The following is an 18,910-nucleotide window of genomic DNA, read 5'->3' on the forward strand; positions in this document are numbered from 1 at the left end:
CTCAGCCGTACATAACGCTCGTCAATATCCCAGAACCCAACCTGTCCCCGCATCTGCAGCCTCCCGCAAATCACCGGAAGATTGAATCATGAAACGGGCGAGATGGGGAGGTTCTTCGAGGTCTCCAGCTGACGAAGTGGGAACGTACCTGTCGGATTTGCTAGAGCTTAACTGGTCAACCGCGTCGTGTCGCCGCTACGGCGTCTCGCTACGCGATTGGGGGATTTGGATCGAGGCTCAGAATCTTCAGGATTTGAGCGACAACTCAGTTGTCTGACATCTTCAGCGCCTCGATAAACGCCGCCTGCGGAATCTCCACCTTGCCGAACTGGCGCATGCGCTTTTTGCCTTCCTTCTGCTTTTCCAGAAGCTTGCGCTTGCGGGTCACGTCGCCGCCGTAGCACTTGGCCGTCACGTCCTTGCGCAGCGCCGAGATCGTCTCGCGGGCGATCACTTTCCCGCCGATGGCCGCCTGGATCGGGATCTTGAACATGTGCTTGGGGATCAGATCCTTCAACTTCTCGCACATGGCGCGGCCGCGCTTTTCGGCGGCGGAGCGGTGGACGAGCATGGAGAGGGCGTCGACGGGTTCGTCGTTGACGAGGATCGACATCTTGACGAGATCGCCCTCGCGGTAGTCGGTCAGCTGGTAGTCGAACGAGGCGTAGCCTTTGGAGATCGACTTCAGGCGGTCGTAGAAGTCGAACACGACCTCGTTCAGCGGCAGGTCGTAGGTGACCATGGCGCGCTTGCCGACATAGGACAGATCGACCTGAAGGCCGCGCCGCTCCTGGCACAGCTTCAGGATCGAGCCGAGATAGTCGTCCGGCGTCAGGATCGTGGCGCGGATCCACGGCTCCTCGATCGTGTCGATCTTCATCACGTCCGGCATGTCGGCCGGGTTGTGGAGCTCGATTTCCGAGCCGTCATTCATGGCGAGCTTGTAGACGACCGACGGCGCGGTCGCGATCAGGTCGAGGTCGAACTCGCGCTCCAGCCGCTCCTGGATGATTTCCAGGTGCAAAAGGCCGAGGAAGCCGCAGCGGAAGCCGAAGCCGAGCGCGGCGCTGGTTTCCATTTCGAAGGAAAACGACGCGTCGTTGAGGCGCAGCTTGCCCATGGCGGCGCGCAGATCCTCGAAATCGGCCGCGTCGACGGGGAAGAGGCCGCAGAAGACCACCGGCTGCGCCGGCTTGAAGCCCGGCAGGGCGTGGGCGGTCGGCTTGCGGTCGTCGGTGATGGTGTCGCCGACGCGGGTGTCGGCCACTTCCTTGATCGAGGCGGTGATGAAGCCGAGCTCGCCGGGGCCAAGATCATCCACCATCACCATCTTGGGCGTGATGACGCCGACGCGGTCCACCGTGTAGCGCGCGTTGGTGCCCATCATGCGGATCTGCTGGCCTTTCCTCAGCCGGCCGTCGATGATGCGCACCAGGACGATGACGCCGAGATAGGCGTCGTACCAGCTATCGACGAGCATCGCCTTCAGCGGCGCGGTCTCGTCGCCCTCCTTCGGCGGCGGGAGCTTCGTGACGATGGCTTCCAGCACGTCCTCGATGCCGATGCCGGTCTTGGCCGAGATCATCACCGCGTCGGATGCGTCGAGGCCGATCACCTCCTCGACCTGCTCCTTGATGCGCTCGGGCTCGGCGGCGGGCAGGTCGATCTTGTTGAGGACCACGACGATTTCGTGGTCGGCGTCGATGGCCTGATAGACGTTGGCCAGCGTCTGCGCCTCAACGCCCTGTGAGGCGTCGACCACGAGCAGCGAGCCCTCGCAGGCGCGCAGGGAGCGCGAGACCTCATAGGCGAAGTCGACATGGCCGGGCGTGTCGATCAGGTTCAGCACATAGTGCTCGCCGTCCTTGGCGTCGTATTCGAGCCGGACGGTGTTGGCCTTGATGGTGATGCCGCGCTCGCGCTCGATGTCCATCGCGTCGAGCACCTGCTCCTTCATCTCGCGAACCTCGAGCGAACCGGTCATCTGGATCAGCCGGTCGGCAAGCGTCGACTTGCCATGGTCGATATGGGCGACGATGGAGAAATTGCGGATCTTGGAAAGGGGCGTCTTCATGAGCCGCGCTTTAGCAGGGCGGCGGGGGGTTCACAAGCGCGGGCGATGACGCGGGAGGCCGCAGCGCGACGCGTTCAACGCTCTTATGGCGCGCGCGCGGCGACAGGCGGAAGACTACGTATTCCTGCTCGAGGCCAGTCATCCGGCTCCGCCCTTCCTGCTTGTTTGCGACGTCGGCCGCGTGATCGAGATCTACTCGGATTTTTCGGGCACCGGCCGTGCCTATACGCAGTTTCGCGGGCGCACAGGGTTCAGGATCACGCTCGAAGACCTGCGCAGGCCGCAATGCCGCGAACTGCTCAGGACGATCTGGACGGATCCCCACAGCCTGAACCCGGCGCGGGAAAGCGCGCGGGTCACGCGGCAGATCGCTGACAGGCTCGCCAAGGTCAGCCGCTCGCTGGAAAGCAACTACCAGCCCGAAGAGGTGGCGCTGTTCATGATGCGCGCGATCTTCTGCATGTTCGCGGAAGACGTCGATCTGTTGCCACGAGGCAAATTCACCCAACTTCTGCAGGAGTGCGTTGCCGCACCGCGCTCGTTCGTACCTCTGGTTGAGCAGCTCTGGTCGAAAATGGATACGCGCGCTTCCTCAGAACGCTACTTCCCGTATTTCGATGCCGACATCCGCTACTTCAACGGCAATCTCTACCGCGACGCGCGCGCATTCCCGCTTCAAGCGGAAGAGATCGGCGAGCTTGTCGCTGCGGCGAAGCACAAATGGACCGACGTCGATCCGGCGATCTTCGGCACGCTTCTGGAACAGGCGCTGGAACCTTCCGAACGACGCAAGCTCGGCGCTCACTACACACCGCGTGCTTACGTCGTCAGGCTGGTCGAGGCGACGGTCATGGAGCCGCTGCGCGCCGACTGGCGGCGGGCCTTGAAACAAGCGGACGGCGAACGGGATGCCGGCAACGAGCGCGGCGCGGCCGCAATCCTACGCGCGTTTCATCACCGGCTCTGCACAACGCGGGTGCTCGATCCGGCCTGCGGAACCGGCAATTTCCTCTACGTATGCCTGCAACTGATGAAGACTCTGGAAGGCGAAGTGCTGGAAGCGCTCGTCGGCCATGGCGAAACCGGCTTGCTCGGGCTCGATGCGGAGACCGTCGGCCCGCAGCAGTTTCTCGGTCTGGAACTCAATCCCCGCGCCGCCGCGATCGCCGAACTCGTCATCTGGATCGGCTTCCTTCAGGAACATTACCGCACCCACAGCGGTCATCCGGGCGAGCCGATCCTGCGCGCGTTCCAGAACATCAATTTCGGAATGAAGGACGGCTATGACGCAGTGCTTGCGCGGGATGCGAATGCGCAGGGCGAGCGAATCTTCGACGCCCCAAGCCGGCCGGACTGGCCCGAAGCCGAGTTCATCGTCGGCAACCCTCCGTTCATCGGCAAGGGTGCCGCCATGCGCAGCGCACTTGGAGGCGATTATGTCGATGCTTTGTGGGCCGCGCATCGGCACATGAACGAGAGCGCCGATTTCGTGATGTATTGGTGGGACCGCGCCGCCGAACTCCTGACGCGAAAGGGCACGGTCCTGCGGCGGTTCGGGCTTGTGACAACCAATTCGATAAGCCAGGTCTTCAATCGAAGGACGATCGAACGGCACATCGCCGCCAACAGGCCGGTCAGCCTGATCTATGCCATTCCCGACCATCCATGGACAAAAGCGACCAAGGACAGTGCCGCCGTGCGGATCGCGATGACCGTCTGCGAGGCGGGAAAACAAATGGGGACACTGCTTGAAATCAGCGACGAGGCTGATTTGCAAACTGACGAGCCGCATTTGGGTTTCGTGCGCCGAATGGGAATGATCCACGCCGATTTAACGACAGGCCCGGCCATCAGCACTGCCTCCAGCCTGACCGCCAATTCGGGAATTGCATGTAACGGAATGATGCTTGCGGGCCGTGGATTCGTTCTGACTCCCAAGGAAGCATCCTACCTGTGTGGCTCCCAACCACCGCAAGACCAGCTGATCAAACCTTACCAAAACGGAGGCGAGTTGGTCGGTCATCCGAAACGAAATTTCGTTATCGACGCGTTTGGGTTTGCCGATGCCGAATTGCGGCAACGGCATCCAGCGATATATCAACATCTTCTCGCCACCGTAAAACCTGGACGATCACAGAACAGGCGAAAAGCATTCCGCGAGCGATGGTGGATTTTCGGCGAGCCGCGTAAAACCTTTCGTCCTGCTCTACGCGGCCTCGGCCGCTATATCGGAACGACGGAAACGGCGAAGCACCGCATCTTCCAGTTTCTGGACGAAAGCGTCGTTCCCGACCACATGATCATCGCGATTGCGTCGAACGATGCTGCGCATCTGGCCGTCCTGTCCAGTCGCGTTCACAGGACGTGGGCTCTTGCGGCTGGCGGATGGCTCGGAATTGGCAACGATCCGCGATATTCGAAATCCCGCTGCTTCGATCCGTTCCCCTTTCCAGACCCCTCACTTGAAGTTCAACGAGCGTTGCGCGATGCAGGCGATGAACTCGACGCAACCCGCAGACGCGTGCTCGAGGAGCATGTCGACCTGACCATGACCGGTCTCTACAACATCCTCGAAAAGCTGAGAGCCGGGACAGCCCTTTCCCAGAAGGATGATGACGTCAAGACACGGGGTCTGGTGCTCATACTCGAGGAAATCCACGAAGCGATCGACCGGCTGACGGCGGAAGCGTTGGCTGGCCGAGAGCGATGACGGATGGCGAAATTCTTGCACGGCTAGTCGACTTGAACACGGAGCGGGCACGGGAGGAAGCTCGTGGCCGCGTGCGTTGGCTGCGACCGGCATATCAGGAGTCGCGACTTGGCGGCACGAAGATCGAACGCACCGAAGAACTCCCGCTTCCAGCCAGCGTCGTATCGATCGACAGGGCGATGCCTGCCTTTCCAACCCGTCGCGAAGAACAGATTCTCGCCGTCGCCGACCTTCTGGCGTCGAGTAGCGTGCCGATGCAGGCAGCAGAGATTGCCCGCGCCTTCAAGCGCGGGGGCAAGCGCCTCCAACCGAGGATCGAGCAACTTCTCAGCGCCCTCGCCCGCTTCGGCCATATTGTTGAGGTTTCCGGCGGTTCCTTCCAGGCGCGCGAGCGAGAGCGGATTGCGGCTTGATTCGAGGCGCGCCGGGCGCCCGAAAGCCCATTTCTGAAACAAGCCGCTGAGTATTTCGAAAGTAACGATCCGATATATTTCGTGCCTTTTGGGGTTGCCCTGAGGCATATGGTGCGTTAGGTTTCGATCAACCAAGCCGCAGGAACGAACTCGTTTCGCCGTGATCTTGCCCAGATCGCGGACTGTGGCCGTTTTGTCTGGTCCTGGACCGACGCCGGCGATCCCGGCAGAAAGTGATGTTTTGCAAGATCGGAAGACAATCAAGGTAGCGGCCAAATCCATCTTCAAGGTATTTGGCGACACGCCCGACGCAGCATTGCGCCTTTTGCGCGACGGGCAGACGAAGGAAGAGATTTTCGAAACGACGGGCAACACGATCGGGGTGCAGGACGCATCCTTCGATGTCGGCGAAGGTCAGATCTTTGTCGTTATGGGCCTGTCGGGCTCCGGCAAGTCGACGCTGGTGCGGATGATCAACGGGCTGATCGCGCCGACATCCGGGCAGATGCTGATCGACGGCACGGACGTCGCCAATTGCTCGGACAAGGTGCTGCGCGACGTGCGCCGGTCCAAGATCGCGATGGTGTTCCAGCATTTCGCACTGTTTCCGCACATGACGGTTGCCGACAACGTCGCCTACGGGCTCAAGATCAAGGGGCTGGGCGCCGCTGAACGGCGCAAGAAGGCCGAAGAGGCGCTGGGCCAGGTCAGCCTCGCCGCCTATGCCGACAGCTACCCGGACGAATTGTCCGGCGGCATGCAGCAGCGCGTTGGCCTTGCTCGCGGCCTCGCATCGGATGCGGAAATCCTGCTCATGGACGAGCCGTTTTCCGCGCTCGACCCGCTGATCCGCCGCGACATGCAGGAAGAGTTGCTGGAGCTCCAGCGCTCGCTCAAGAAGACCATCATCTTCATCACGCACGACCTCAACGAGGCGCTCATCCTCGGCGACCGGATCGCCATCATGAAGGATGGCCGCTTCGTCCAGGTCGGCACGGCGGAAGAAATCGTCGATCAGCCGGCAGACGATTACGTCGCCGCCTTCACCGCCGACATCGACCGCTCCCGCGTCTTCACCGCCGGCAGCGTGGCGGTGCCTGCCGAAGCGCTCGACATCCGCACCGACACGGCCGAAACGGCCATCGCGAGGATGGAAGCGCTGGGCCGCGACGCGCTGCACGTCACCGAAGGCGATGCGATCCTCGGGGTCGTCGCCTATCGCGACCTCTCCGCATCGCTGCGCGAGGGCGCCGATGACGCTGTGCTGAAGGATTCCATGGTCACCGACTTTCCAAAGGTCGGCCGCACGACGCAGCTCTTCGAGCTCTACGCGCTCGCCGAAAGCGGCCTGCCGATCGCCGTCACCGACCGCAAGGGCAAGCTGATGGGTGTCGTCGCTCCGCAGGACGTCTTTGCCAAGCTCGCCACGCCAGTCGCGGCCTGAGCCCTTCCCCGTTCGCTTAATCGAAAGGAGGCGCTGTGTTCAGTCCTTCGGACATACTCACCATTCCGCTGGCCGACTGGGTCAACACCCTCGTTCGCGACTGGCTCGTTCCCAATTTCCGGCCATTCTTCCGCTCGCTTCAATGGCCGATCACGCAGGTTCTGAACGCGCTCGACGGCTTCCTGAATGCCGTGCCGATGCTGCTGTTCACAGCGGTTCTGGCGTTCGTCGCGTGGCGTACGGCCGGTCGGGGCGTCGCGATCTTCACGGTCATCGCGCTCGCCTTCATCGACATGATCGGGCTTTGGCCCGAGACGATGACGACGCTTTCCATGGTGGTGACCGCGGTGCTGTTCTGCACCGTGATCGGCGTGCCGATCGGCATCCTCGCCGCGGGAAGCGACCGATTCCAGGCCGTGCTGCGACCCGTGCTCGACATCATGCAGACGATCCCGTCATTCGTCTATCTGGTGCCGATCGTCATGCTGTTCGGCGTCGGCATGGTGCCGGGCATCATCGCCACCATCATCTTCGCGCTGCCGCCGATCGTACGGCTGACCAATCTTGGCATTCGCAACGTGCGCGAGGACCTGGTGGAAGCGGCGCAATCATTCGGCTCGACGCGCTGGCAGATGCTGCGGGACGTTCAGTTTCCGCTCGCGCTGCGCACGATCATGGCGGGGCTCAACCAGACGCTGATGCTGGCGCTCTCCATGGTGGTCATCACCGCGCTGATCGGCGCGGGGGGCCTTGGCCTCACCGTCTTTACCGGCCTCGGCAGGCTCGATGTCGGCGGCGCGACGGCCGGCGGGATCGGCATCGTTCTCCTGGCGATCATTCTCGACCGCATCACGCAGTCGCTCGGCGAGCCGCAGCGCATGAAGAAGACGTCGCTGCGGGCGACCTTCGCCAACCTCTTTTCCGGCGGCCGCGCGACGCGGCCGACGGAAGCCTGACGGCCGGCCCGATCCAGGGCCGGTTCGCAAAGTCCTGCCTACGCAGGCATACCTGAAATGCAAAAGGAGACTTCACCCATGAAGACATCCACCTTGAAGACAATGCTCATCGGCACCGTTTCGGCCGCCGCGATCTTCGCCAGCCCGCTCGCCGCTTCCGCGCAGGACATGCCCGGCGAAGGCACGACCGTGCGCATGGCGCAGGCGACCTGGGACACCGGCTGGTTCCATGCGGCGATTTACAAGCAGCTCATCGAGGAGCTGGGCTACACGGTCGAAGGCCCGACCACGCTCGACAACCCGCCCTTCTACCAGGCGGTCGCGCAGGGCGACGTCGACCTTTGGGTCAATGGCTGGTTCCCGCTGCACAACACCTACCGGCCGACCTTCGAAGGCTCGGCCGAAATCACCGGTGCGGTGGCCGAGGGCGGCGCGCTCGAGGGCTATCTGGTCTCGAAGGCGGCAGCCGAGGAATTCGACATCACCACGCTCGACGACTTCAAGCGCGACGAAGTTAAGGAAGCGTTCGACCGCGACGGCGACGGCAAGGCCGACCTCGTCGCCTGCCCGCCCGGCTGGGGCTGCGAGATCATGATCGAGCATCACCTGGAGGCCTATGAGCTGGGCGACCACGTCAACCCGATCAAGGCCGGCTATGCCGCCTCGATGGCCGACGCGATCGCCGCGCATGGGCAGGACGAGCCGATCCTGTTCTACACCTGGACCCCGAACTGGACGGTCAACGAGCTCGTCCCGGGCGAGGACGTCGTGTGGGTCGAGGTGCCGGAGGTGAACCTGCCCGAGGACATGGCAGACCTCGCCGATGCCGCGACGCGCGAAGGCGTGACGGGCTGCGTCGCCGATCCGTGCACGCTCGGCTTCCCGGCCAACGACATCGTGCCGGTCGCCAATACGGCGTTCCTCGACGAGAACCCGGCCGTGCGCGCCCTGCTCGACGAGGCAAGCATTCCGCTCGAGGCCATCTTCGAGCAGAACGCGGCGATGAACGACGGCGACGACGATGTCGAGGCGCAGGCCGCGGCGTGGATCGAAGAGAACCGCGAGACGGTCGACGCCTGGCTCGAGACGGCACGCAACGCATCGTAACGATCGACGTTACGACCAAAATGAAGAAGGCGGGCCGCAAGGCCCGCCTTTTTTGCTGTCAGCCGCCCTGTGCGAGCCTTGGCGGGCCGCGCAGCGCGTCCTCGTCGACATAGGCCTTGGGCAGATTGGCCTCCGCCTCCTTCTCGGTCGTGTACCACTGCTCGTAGCGGTAAAGCACGAGGTGGTCGCGCGACAGGCCGCGCAAGAGGCCGTACATCATCACCATGATGACGAAGGCGAAGGGGAAACCGGCCACGACCGCCGCCGCCTGCAACGCCGACAAGCCGCCCGCGAGCAGCAGCACGGCCGCGATCGCGCCCTCGCTGATCGCCCAGAACAGGCGCTGGATCTTCGGCGGATCGGCCTCGCCTCCGGCCGTCAGCATGTCGATGACGAAGCTGGCGCTGTCCGACGACGTGACGAACCACATCACGATCATGACGACGAGAAGACCGGTGACGAGATCGGTCAGGGGGTAGAAGTCCATCAGGCGGAAGATGGCGTTGCCATAGGCCTCCTGCGTCACCGCGATCAGCCCCGGATCGCCCGCGAGTTCCATCTGGATCGCGACACCGCCGAACGCCGTGAACCAGAAGAACATGATCGTGGCCGGGACGAACAGCACGCCGAGAATGAATTCGCGCACCGTTCGGCCGCGCGAGATGCGGGCGATGAAGATGCCGACGAAGGGCGACCAGGAAATCCACCAGGCCCAGTAGAAGATCGTCCAGCCGACCTGCCAGTTGGTGCCCGAATAGGCCTCCGACCAGAAGGAGAAATAGACGAACTCGTTGATGTAGTTGCCCATGTTCTCGACGAAGGAATCGAAGATGTAGAGCGTCGGACCGGCAATGACCATGAAGGCCAGGAGCACGAAGGAAAGCTGGATGTTGAGGTTCGACAGCCGCTTGATGCCGCCGTCGAGGCCCAGCAGCACAGAGATCGTGGCGAGCAGGGTGATGAAGGCGATCAGGCCGATCTGGATGAAGACGCTGTCGGCGACGCCGAACAACATGCCCAGTCCCGAATTGATCTGCATGACGCCGAGCCCGAGCGAGGTGACGACGCCGAACATGGTGCCGAAGACGGCCAGGATGTCGACCGCATGGCCCCACGGGCCGTAGATGCGCTCGCCGATGATCGGATAGAGCGCCGAACGGATCGAAAGCGGCAGGCCCTTGCGGTAGTGGAAATAGGCCAGCGCACAGCCGACGACGCAGTAGATCGCCCAGCCATGAAAGCCCCAATGCAGGAAGGTCAGCACCATGGCCTGTTCGGCGGCGGCGACGCTTTCCGGGTCCTGGAGCGGCGGGGCGTAGAAATGGGTGAGCGGTTCGGCGACGCCCCAATAGATGAGCCCGATGCCGATGCCGGCCGAGAACATCATCGCGATCCAGGAGAACAGGCCGTACTGCGCCTTTTCCGTCTGCGCGCCGAGGCGGATCGAACCGTACGGCCCGAGCGCCAGGTAGAGGCTGAGCGCGACGGCGATATTGGTGACGAGTATCAGAAACCAGCCGAAATAGTCCGCGATGCTGTTCTGCGCGCCGAGAAAAATGGTGCTAGCGGTCTCCGGAAGCAATGCTCCGAAAAGGATGAAACCGACGATCAAGAGCGCCGATATCGAAAAGACCGGTATCGACACGTGGGGAAACGGCCCCAGCCTCCCGGTTGCGACTTTTTCTGCCATTCTGCTTGTCCCCCGAGCCCCGCGGCCCCCTCTTGCTTGATACCATGGCGCGCGGAATCCCCGCCCGCGCGCCGCTCCACAGCAGAATGTGGCAAAAGCGCGTTAGTTCCGGGTTCGCTAAACAAGGACCGCCAAAAGAGAGGCCGGCAGCAGCCCGACATGGAAGCCGGCATGGGCCAGCATTGCCGCTTCGAGGTCGTGGCGGGCGAAAAGCGTGCCGAAGAGGATGCCGAGCGTCGCATTCCAGAAGAGGGTTCGAAAGACCAGCGCTTGTGTCAGCTCTGCGCCGCTGGACGCCAAGGCGGGCAGATGGCCGAGCGCGAAGAGGATGGCGGCGATGGCAATGCCGATCCAGACCTGGTTCACCGAGGGGCGCGGGGCATTGCGGCCAAACGCCTTCCAGACGACGAGGACGGCGAGGCTCATGACGCCCCAGCGAAGCGTGAGTTCTTCGACCACGCCGCCATAGAAGATGCCGACCCTGAGACTGGTGAGGCGCCAATTGTCTGTGAGCGCCGGGGTCAGGCCATGCGGGTCCTGCCAGAGCGGCCGGGTCCCGTGATCAGCGAGACCGACGACGATGCCGGCCGCAATGCCGGCGAGAACGAAGAGAGCCGCGCCCGGCGGCAATAGCGACACGGCATGGCCAGAAACGCGTTCGGCGATTCGCGATCGAAACCCGCAGACCGGTGCGATGAACGTGCCCGCGACGACGAACACGGCGAGCATGATCGTCGGATTGACGACATAGGCCCAGCGGGGAAACTCGGTGACCGGGGGCAGCGCCAAATAGAGCGCGGCGATGCCCGTGAGGCCGAATGCGAACAACGCGATCGCGGTGCGCAGGCGGCGGATCTTCGGGGCCGGAGCCTGCGCGTTCATGGGTCGATGCAGCCTGTCAGTCGTAGGTCAGGTCCGTCGCCTTACCACCGAAGATCCGGTAGGCATAGAACGAATAGCCGATGATGACGGGCAGCACGAAACAGGTGCCGATCAGAATGATCGCCAGGCTCTCGGGCGCCGATGCCGCCTCCCAGATCGTTATCCGGTCGGGCACGACATAAGGGTAGAAGGAATAGGCGAGGCCGGCAAAGCCGAGCGCGAAGATGCCGGCGAGCACGAGGAACGGCGTGATCGAATGGCGGTCGTCCTTGTGCGGAAGCTTGAAGCTCAGGAACCACAGCCACAGGAACATCGCGCCGGTGACGATCGGCAGCGGCGCGAGGTAGGCGATCTCGGGCCAGGTGAACCACTTCTCGAAGATGCGGGGGCTGGCAAAGGGCGTCGCCAGCGAGACCACAACCATGCCGACGGCGGTGAACACGAGCGCGGAGCGAAGGAAGCGCACGGCCTTTCGCTGCAATTCGCCCTCGGTCTTGTAGATCAGCCATGCCGCGCCCATCGCCGCGTAGGAGGCGGCAAGGCAAAGCGCGACCAGTATTCCGAAGCCGAACGTCGCCGGCCCGCGATCGAGGCCCATCACGTAGACGCCAAGCATATAGCCCTGCGCAAGCGAGGCGGTCAGCGAGCCGGCAAAGAACAGGAAGTTCCAGCGCCCCTTGCGGTGCACCGGCACCTTGGCGCGGAAATCGAACGCGACGCCGCGGATGATGAGGCCGAGAAGCAGCACGAAGACCGGCAGGTAGAGCGAGGTCAGGATGATGCCGTGCGCGACCGGGAATGCGACGAGCAGGAGGCCGACGGAGAGGACGAGCCAGGTCTCGTTGGCATCCCAGAACGGGCCGATGGAGTTGATCATCGTGTCGCGTTCCTCGTTGGTCGCGACGGAAAACAGGATGCCGATGCCAAGGTCGAACCCGTCGAGGACGACGTAGATCAGGATCGACAGGCCCATCAGGCCGGCGAAGATCAGGGGCATTGCAACGTGCCAGTCGATGTTCATCGGTCTACTCCCCCGCCACCGGCTGCGACAGCGGCGCTTCTTCGACGGCGGGATCGGGCTCGTCGTCGCCTTCCTTGCCCGCTTTCAGCGCCAGATGGGTGAGGACGCCGAGATAGACCACCATCAGCACCAGATAGAGGACCACGTAGATCGCCAGCGTCAGCGCGACATGGGCACCGGGGACAGGGGCCACGGCGTCGGCGGTGCTGAGGACGCCCGTCACCAGCCAGGGCTGGCGACCGATCTCGGTGGTGTACCAGCCAGCGAGCGTCGCGAGCCAGCCGGAAAAGGCCATGCCGGCGAAGCCATAGGCAAGCGGGATGGGGAGAGCGTCCCGGCGATAAAGATAGAACGCGCCCGCCCAGGAAAGCGCCAGCATTGCCATGCCTGTCCCGACCATGATGCGGAAGCCCCAGAAAACCGGGGCGACGGGCGGATGCTCGCCCTCATAGTCGTTGAGACCGGGCACGACGCCATCGGGCGAATGCTTCAAGATGACGCTTGCCATGTTGGGAATGGCGATCTCGAAGCGGTTCTCGCGTGCCTCCTCGTCTGGCAAGGCGAAGAGGACGAGCGGCACGTTGGGGCGCGTCTCCCAGTTCGCCTCCATTGCCGCGACCTTCTGCGGCTGGTGCTCGAGCGTGTTGAGGCCGTGCATGTCGCCGACGAAGATCTGCACAGGGATCAGGATCGCGCCCATGTAGACGCCCGTCTTCAGCGCCTTGTGCATCGAGGCCGAGCGGTCGCCACGTAGATAGCGCAAGGCCGAGAGGCCGGCGATGAGGAAGGCAACCGTCAGGCCCGACGCGATCAGCATGTGGATCAGACGGTAGGGGAAGGACGGGTTGAAGACGATGGCGAACCAGTCCGTCGCATGCGCGACACCGTCGCGCATCTCGAAGCCCGCGGGCGTCTGCATCCATGAATTCAGGGCCAGGATCCAGAAGGCCGACATGGTGGTGCCGAAGGCTACGAGGAAGGTCGCCAGCGTATGGACGCGGTTCGACACACGGCGGAAGCCGAACAGCATGATGCCGAGGAACACGGCCTCGAGGAAGAAGGCGGTCAGCACCTCATAGGCGAGGAGCGGGCCCGCGATGTTGCCGACCGTCTCCATGTAACCTGGCCAATTGGTGCCGAACTGGAAGCTCATCGTGACGCCGGAGACGACACCGAGGGCGAAGGACAGTGCGAAGACCTTCACCCAGAAGAAATAGGCCTTCATCCACGCATGGTCGCCAGTACGATCAAAGCGCAGCTTGAAGAAGAGCAGCACCCAGCCCAGCGCAATCGTGATCGTCGGAAACAGGATGTGGAACGAAATGTTCGCCGCGAACTGAATCCTGGAAAGGATGAGCGGGTCCATGACGTGATCCTTGTCGGTTGCCTGTAAGGGAACATAGTCCAAGCGGCGGGGGCGTCAAAGGCGCGGCCTGTCGCAGGGGCACCTTGTCGCGCTGCGGCATTTTGGCGGCGGGCAACCGCTGGGCGTGCGCGTTCGTATGCGTTTCGAAACCGGACCGGAGACACGCATGACGCTCGACCGCCGCAAGGCGCGACACCTGATCTTCATTCTCGGCGACCAGCTCTCGCCGGCGATGTCCAGCCTCAACGGCGCCGATCCCGCGCAGGACGTTCTGCTCATGTGCGAGGTCGCCGACGAGACGACATATGCGCGCCATCACAAGCAGAAGATCGCCTTCATCTTCTCCGCCATGCGTCATTTCGCCGACGAGATGCGGCGGGAGGGATTCGTCGTCGATTATGTGAAGCTGAACGACCGGGGGAACACGGGTAGCTTTACCGGCGAACTCGAACGCGCCGTCGCGCGGCACCGGCCGGAACGCGTGATCGTCACGGAGCCGGGCGAATGGCGTGTGATGGAGATGATGCGAGGCTGGGAAGAGGCAGTCGCCTGCCCGGTCGAAATTCGTCCGGACATCCGCTTTCTGGCGAGCCATGCCGATTTCGCAGCATGGGCCGAGGGCCGCAAGCAACTCACCATGGAGTTTTTCTATCGCGAGATGCGGCGCAAGACCGGCCTCTTGATGGAGGGCGACGAACCAGCGGGCGGCAAGTGGAACTACGATGCGCAAAACCGCAAGCCTGCCGCCGACGACCTTTTCATGCCGCGGCCCAAGCGCTTCCAGCCCGATGCAATCACGACAGACGTCATCGCGCTGGTAGAGGACCGGTTCGCGGATCATTTCGGCTCGCAGGAGAAATTCGGCTGGGCGGTGACGCGCGAACAGGCCGAGAGGGCGCGCGATGCGTTCTTGAAAGACGCGCTGGCGGCGTTCGGCGACTATCAGGACGCGATGCTGTCGCGGCAGCCGTTCCTCTATCACTCGCTGCTCTCGCCCTACATCAATATCGGCCTTCTCGATCCGCTCGATCTTTGCCGACGCGTCGATGCGGCATGGCGGGCGGGGGACGTTCCGCTCAACGCGGCCGAGGGCTTCATCCGGCAGATCATCGGCTGGCGGGAATATGTGCGCGGCGTCTACTGGTTGAAGATGCCCGGCTACGGCGACATGAACTTTCTCGGCGCGACGCGCGACCTGCCGGATTTCTACTGGACCGCCGAAACCGAGATGAACTGCGTGCGGCACGTGGTCGAGGAGACGCGCGATCATGCCTATGCGCATCACATCCAGCGGCTGATGGTGACCGGCACCTTCGCGCTTCTCGCCGGCATCGACCCGCGGCAGGTGCATGAATGGTATCTGGAGGTCTATGCCGACGCCTATGAATGGGTCGAACTGCCGAACGTCATCGGCATGAGCCAGTTCGCCGATGGCGGCATTCTGGGCACCAAGCCTTATGCCGCGAGCGGCGCCTATATCGACCGGATGTCGGATTACTGCGGGTCATGCCGCTACGACGTTCGCCAGAAGACCGGGCCGGATGCCTGCCCGTTCAACCCGCTCTACTGGGATTTTCTGGACAGGAACGCGAAGAAGCTGTCGAGAAACCAGCGGCTGACGCAGACCTACCGCAACTGGGCGCGGATGGATCGCGAGAAGCGCAAGGCCTATCTGGACAGCGCGAGAGCGGTGCTGAAGGGGCTCGACGACGCGCCGAAGACCTACGGACGGACCAAGGGCGGCTAGCGCTTGGCGTCCACCTTCGCCAGAAGCGCCTGCTTCGTCCTGCGGTCGCAGAAGGCGGCTTCGATCGCGGTGCGGGTCAGCGCCGTCAGGTCCTTGTCGGACAAGCCAAACTCGTCGCGGCCGATCTCGTATTCGCGCTTCAATGACGTCCAGAAGTATGGCGGGTCGTCGGAATTGAGCGTGACCTTGCAGCCTGCGGCGCGCAGTTTGACGAAGGGATGCTCGGCAAAAGACGGATAGACCTTGAGCTCGATGTTCGAGGCCGGGCACACCTCCAACACGATGCCTGTATCCGCGATGCGCTTCACCAACTCGGCATCCTCGATGGCGCGAACGCCGTGGCCGATGCGAGCGGGGCGGATGTGGTCGAGCGCGTCGCGGATACTTTGCGGCCCGCCGAACTCGCCGGCATGAACGGTGATGCCGAGACCGGCCTCGCGCGCGATTTCGAATGCGCGCACGTAATCGTCCATCGTGCCCATGCGCTCGTCGCCGGCCACGCCGAAGCCGGTGACCAGCGGATGGCCGCTCCGGGCCGCAAAGCGCGCGGCCTTTTCGATCGATTCCACGCCGACATGGCGAACGCCGGTGACGATCATCCGGCACTCGATACCGGTCTTCGCCTTCGCGCGCGCCATGCCTTCGCCGAGCGCGTCGGTATAGGCTTGCGGCGACAGGCCAGCCGCCTCGGCATGGTCGGGCGATGTGAAGACCTCCGAATAGATCGCGCCGTCGCGTGCGATCGAGGTCAGGTAATGCTCGGCAAGGCGGGCATAGTCCTCTTCGGTGCGGAAGAGATCGGCGGCCTCGTCATAGGCCTTCAGAAAACTGGTGAAATCGTGCCAGACGAACGAGCCGTCCTTGATGAAATGGGAAACGTCCTTGCCGTATTTGCGGGCTTGCGCTTCGACAAGCTCGGGCGCGGCGGCACCCTCGATATGACAATGCAATTCTGCCTTGAGAACCATTACGGACTTTCTAACTTCGTTGTTCGGCGCGGCTCTTCATCGCGGGCGGGAAGATAGCGCCCCGATGGTCGATCGGCTATGGTCGCCGCGATTTGCAGGACGAAACAGGTGAATTGATGTCGGACGCACGAACCACCGCACAGGGCGGAATGGAAACTTCCTACGGCTTCCGCCAGGTCGGCGAAGGCGAGAAACAGCCGCTCGTCAACGACGTGTTCCACAAGGTCGCCGAGCGCTACGACGTCATGAACGACCTGATGTCGGCCGGCCTTCACCGGGTGTGGAAGAATGCGATGGTGACGTGGCTCAATCCGCCGCGGCGCCCCGGCTGGAGCGTGCTGGACGTTGCCGGCGGCACGGGTGACATCGCCTTTCGCATCATCGAGGCGTCCGACAGGAACGCGCAGGCGACCGTGCTCGACATCAACGGTTCGATGCTTGCCGTGGGCCAGGACCGGGCCCTCAAGCGCAAACTCGACGCGCATGTGAACTTCATCGAAGCGAACGCCGAGGAATTGCCGTTCGAGAACGCGACGTTCGACGCCTATACGATCGCCTTCGGCATCCGCAACGTGCCGCGCATCGACAGGGCGCTGTCGGAAGCCTTCCGCGTGCTGAAGCCCGGCGGGCGCTTCCTTTGCCTCGAATTCTCCGACGTCGAGATGCCCGTCCTCGACAAGGTCTACGAAGCCTGGTCGTTCAACGCCATCCCGCAGATCGGCAAGATCGTCGCGGGCGACGGCGAGCCCTATCGCTACCTGGTCGAATCCATCCGCAAGTTCCCCAACCAGGCGAACTTCGCCGCGATGATCCGCGAGGCGGGGTTCGATCGCGTCACCTGGCGCAATTATTCGGGCGGCATCGCCGCGCTCCACTCGGGCTGGAAGCTGTGAGGCCGGCCGCTCGATGACCACGCCTGCAGCTTATTTTCGTCTGGCCCATGCCGGCTGGATTCTTGCGCGCGAAGGCGTGATCGCAGCGTTGCCCGGGGACCAGCTCATCGGTGCGCCGCGCATGGCGTGGCAGTTTGCGCGCAAGCTCGCGCGGCGCCGCGCGCGCGGCCATGACGCGGCCGACCGGATGTCGAATGCAGTCGACCGGCTGGGGCCATCCTATGTCAAGCTCGGCCAGTTCCTGGCCACGCGCCCGGACGTCGTCGGCGCGGACGTTGCCAACCAACTTGCCCGCCTGCAGGACCGGATGGCGACCTTCCCGACCGCACTGTCGCGCGCGGAAATCGAGGAATCGCTCGGCCGGCCGGTCGACGAGATGTTCCTTTCGCTCGACGAGCCGATCGCAGCCGCCTCCATCGCGCAGGTGCATGCCGGCACGATCGAGCGGCAGGGTCGCGTGGAAAAGGTCGCCGTCAAGGTGATCCGACCAGGCGTCCGGCGGCGTTTTGCCAACGACCTCGAGGGCTTCTTCCTCGCCGCACACATGCAGGAGCGCTTCATCCCCTCCGCGCGCCGGCTGAAGCCGGTGGAGGTCGCAAAGACGCTGGCGCAGACGACGCGCATCGAGATGGACCTGCGGCTGGAAGCGGCCGCCCTTTCCGAACTCGGCGAGAACACGGCCACCGATCCCGGCTTCCGCGTGCCCTGGGTGGACTGGGAGCGAACGGGGCGCGACGTCATCACGATGGAGTGGATCGACGGCATCAAGATGTCAAACGTCGAGGCGATGCGGGCCGCCGGCCACGACTTCAAGCGTATCGCCGCGAACCTGATCCAGTCCTTTCTGCGCCACACGCTGCGCGACGGCTTCTTCCATGCGGACATGCATCCGGGCAATCTGTTCGTGGAACCGGACGGCACCATCGTCGCGGTCGATCTCGGCATCGCCGGGCGGCTCGGAAAGAAGGAGCGGCGGTTTCTCGCCGAAATCCTCTACGGCTTCATCAAGCGCGACTATGTGCGCGTCGCCGAGGTGCATTTCGAGGCCGGCTACGTGCCGCGCACCCATGACGTGCGCGCCTTCGCGCAGGCGATCCGCGCCATTGGCGAACCAATCCACGGCCAGCCGGCCGAGACGATCTCGATGGCGCGGCTCTTGACGCTGCTCTTCGAGGTCACCGAACTCTTCGACATGGAGACACGCTCCGAACTGCTTCTCCTGCAAAAGACGATGGTCGTCGTCGAAGGCGTTGCGCGCACGCTCGACCCCGCCTTCAACATGTGGAAGACAGCCGAGCCTGTGGTAGGCGACTGGATTCGTGCCAATCTGGGGCCGCGCGGCTTCGTGGAGGATGCCCGCGACGCCGCCGGCGCGCTCGCCGCCCTCGCCCGCCAGGCGCCCGACATCGCCGCGCGCACCGAGCGCCTGTCGCGCGAGATCGACGCCATGGCCGAGAACGGCCTGCGCTTCGATGACGAGACGGCGGCAAGGATCGGCAAGGCGGAGGCGCGGCACACGCGCTCAGGGCGGATTGCGTTGTGGGTGATCGCGACGACACTGGTCTGGATCGCTGTGCAGGTGACCTAATGGCGAAGCTGGGCTATCAAACGCGGAACGCCGTTGCAGGATCGCCCCAAC

At 63.6% G+C, this 18,910-nt stretch carries 14 protein-coding genes; 8 read left to right on the forward strand and 6 right to left on the reverse strand.

All coding sequences use genetic code 11. From position 1 onward, the window contains the following. Positions 1–265: 265 nt before the first annotated feature. Positions 266–2,074, reverse strand: coding sequence for a translation elongation factor 4 (gene lepA / locus GTK01_RS17795; RefSeq protein ID WP_252928559.1), 1,809 nt, complete (start codon positions 2,072–2,074; stop codon positions 266–268). Positions 2,075–2,159: 85 nt separating this feature from the next. On the opposite strand from lepA, the gene GTK01_RS17800 reads away from it, so the two are divergent. From GTK01_RS17800 to proX, 5 genes are all read left to right on the forward strand, one after another. Further along, positions 2,160–4,784: a DNA methyltransferase gene (locus tag GTK01_RS17800; protein WP_252928563.1), complete on the forward strand. Its 2,625-nt coding sequence runs from the start codon at positions 2,160–2,162 to the stop codon at positions 4,782–4,784. Beyond that, the gene (locus tag GTK01_RS17805) at positions 4,781–5,197 is read left to right on the forward strand and encodes a hypothetical protein (RefSeq protein ID WP_252928565.1); all 417 of its coding nucleotides are present in this window, start codon (positions 4,781–4,783) and stop codon (positions 5,195–5,197) included. The genes GTK01_RS17800 and GTK01_RS17805 overlap by 4 nt, the downstream gene beginning before the upstream one ends. A gap of 241 nt (positions 5,198–5,438) precedes the next feature. After that, positions 5,439–6,641: a glycine betaine/L-proline ABC transporter ATP-binding protein gene (locus tag GTK01_RS17810; RefSeq protein WP_252928567.1), complete on the forward strand. Its 1,203-nt coding sequence runs from the start codon at positions 5,439–5,441 to the stop codon at positions 6,639–6,641. Between the two features lie 35 nt (positions 6,642–6,676). Continuing rightward, positions 6,677–7,597 carry an ABC transporter permease subunit gene (locus tag GTK01_RS17815; RefSeq protein ID WP_252928579.1) on the forward strand — a complete coding sequence of 307 codons (921 nt, stop codon included), beginning with the start codon at positions 6,677–6,679 and terminating at the stop codon, positions 7,595–7,597. 78 nt (positions 7,598–7,675) lie between these two features. Next, positions 7,676–8,704: a glycine betaine/L-proline ABC transporter substrate-binding protein ProX gene (gene proX, locus GTK01_RS17820; RefSeq protein ID WP_252928581.1), complete on the forward strand. Its 1,029-nt coding sequence runs from the start codon at positions 7,676–7,678 to the stop codon at positions 8,702–8,704. Between the two features lie 58 nt (positions 8,705–8,762). Here the strand turns inward: proX and GTK01_RS17825 are convergent, their stop codons facing one another. The 4 genes from GTK01_RS17825 to GTK01_RS17840 form a co-directional block, all read right to left on the reverse strand. Further along, positions 8,763–10,394 carry a BCCT family transporter gene (locus tag GTK01_RS17825; RefSeq protein WP_252928583.1) on the reverse strand — a complete coding sequence of 544 codons (1,632 nt, stop codon included), beginning with the start codon at positions 10,392–10,394 and terminating at the stop codon, positions 8,763–8,765. Positions 10,395–10,511: 117 nt separating this feature from the next. Beyond that, positions 10,512–11,276, reverse strand: a complete 765-nt coding sequence (locus tag GTK01_RS17830) for a type II CAAX prenyl endopeptidase Rce1 family protein (RefSeq protein WP_252928595.1) — start codon at positions 11,274–11,276, stop codon at positions 10,512–10,514. A 16-nt stretch (positions 11,277–11,292) separates the two neighbouring features. Continuing rightward, positions 11,293–12,297 carry a cytochrome d ubiquinol oxidase subunit II gene (locus tag GTK01_RS17835; protein ID WP_252928597.1) on the reverse strand — a complete coding sequence of 335 codons (1,005 nt, stop codon included), beginning with the start codon at positions 12,295–12,297 and terminating at the stop codon, positions 11,293–11,295. 4 nt (positions 12,298–12,301) lie between these two features. Further along, positions 12,302–13,663, reverse strand: coding sequence for a cytochrome ubiquinol oxidase subunit I (locus GTK01_RS17840; protein ID WP_252928599.1), 1,362 nt, complete (start codon positions 13,661–13,663; stop codon positions 12,302–12,304). A 166-nt stretch (positions 13,664–13,829) separates the two neighbouring features. Here GTK01_RS17840 and GTK01_RS17845 point away from each other — a divergent pair, with 166 nt between their 5' ends. Next, positions 13,830–15,410: a cryptochrome/photolyase family protein gene (locus GTK01_RS17845; RefSeq protein WP_252928601.1), complete on the forward strand. Its 1,581-nt coding sequence runs from the start codon at positions 13,830–13,832 to the stop codon at positions 15,408–15,410. Here GTK01_RS17845 and GTK01_RS17850 read toward each other — a convergent pair. Beyond that, entirely contained in the window at positions 15,407–16,378 is a 972-nt protein-coding gene (locus GTK01_RS17850; protein ID WP_252928603.1) for an adenosine deaminase, read from the reverse strand. The genes GTK01_RS17845 and GTK01_RS17850 overlap by 4 nt on opposite strands. A gap of 116 nt (positions 16,379–16,494) precedes the next feature. Between GTK01_RS17850 and ubiE the strand changes: the two genes are divergently transcribed. Together ubiE and ubiB are read left to right on the forward strand one after the other, a co-directional pair. Beyond that, positions 16,495–17,271: a bifunctional demethylmenaquinone methyltransferase/2-methoxy-6-polyprenyl-1,4-benzoquinol methylase UbiE gene (gene ubiE, locus GTK01_RS17855; RefSeq protein ID WP_252928613.1), complete on the forward strand. Its 777-nt coding sequence runs from the start codon at positions 16,495–16,497 to the stop codon at positions 17,269–17,271. A gap of 13 nt (positions 17,272–17,284) precedes the next feature. Continuing rightward, positions 17,285–18,859: a 2-polyprenylphenol 6-hydroxylase gene (gene ubiB / locus GTK01_RS17860; RefSeq protein WP_252928625.1), complete on the forward strand. Its 1,575-nt coding sequence runs from the start codon at positions 17,285–17,287 to the stop codon at positions 18,857–18,859. Positions 18,860–18,910 lie beyond the last annotated feature (51 nt).

Source organism: Aliihoeflea sp. 40Bstr573, from assembly GCF_024105655.1.
Classification (GTDB): Bacteria; Pseudomonadota; Alphaproteobacteria; order Rhizobiales; family Rhizobiaceae; genus Aliihoeflea.

Bases quoted from the DNA above. Each gene is read 5' to 3' on its own strand.
- proX (WP_252928581.1), top strand. From the start codon at position 7,676: ATGAAGACATCCACCTTGAAGACAATGCTCATCGGCACCGTTTCGGCC.
- GTK01_RS17850 (WP_252928603.1), bottom strand. From the start codon at position 16,378: ATGGTTCTCAAGGCAGAATTGCATTGTCATATCGAGGGTGCCGCCGCG.
- ubiE (WP_252928613.1), top strand. From the start codon at position 16,495: ATGTCGGACGCACGAACCACCGCACAGGGCGGAATGGAAACTTCCTAC.
- lepA (WP_252928559.1), bottom strand. From the start codon at position 2,074: ATGAAGACGCCCCTTTCCAAGATCCGCAATTTCTCCATCGTCGCCCAT.
- GTK01_RS17800 (WP_252928563.1), top strand. From the start codon at position 2,160: ATGGCGCGCGCGCGGCGACAGGCGGAAGACTACGTATTCCTGCTCGAG.
- GTK01_RS17845 (WP_252928601.1), top strand. From the start codon at position 13,830: ATGACGCTCGACCGCCGCAAGGCGCGACACCTGATCTTCATTCTCGGC.
- GTK01_RS17825 (WP_252928583.1), bottom strand. From the start codon at position 10,394: ATGGCAGAAAAAGTCGCAACCGGGAGGCTGGGGCCGTTTCCCCACGTG.
- GTK01_RS17840 (WP_252928599.1), bottom strand. From the start codon at position 13,663: ATGGACCCGCTCATCCTTTCCAGGATTCAGTTCGCGGCGAACATTTCG.
- GTK01_RS17805 (WP_252928565.1), top strand. From the start codon at position 4,781: ATGACGGATGGCGAAATTCTTGCACGGCTAGTCGACTTGAACACGGAG.
- GTK01_RS17835 (WP_252928597.1), bottom strand. From the start codon at position 12,297: ATGAACATCGACTGGCACGTTGCAATGCCCCTGATCTTCGCCGGCCTG.
- ubiB (WP_252928625.1), top strand. From the start codon at position 17,285: ATGACCACGCCTGCAGCTTATTTTCGTCTGGCCCATGCCGGCTGGATT.
- GTK01_RS17830 (WP_252928595.1), bottom strand. From the start codon at position 11,276: ATGAACGCGCAGGCTCCGGCCCCGAAGATCCGCCGCCTGCGCACCGCG.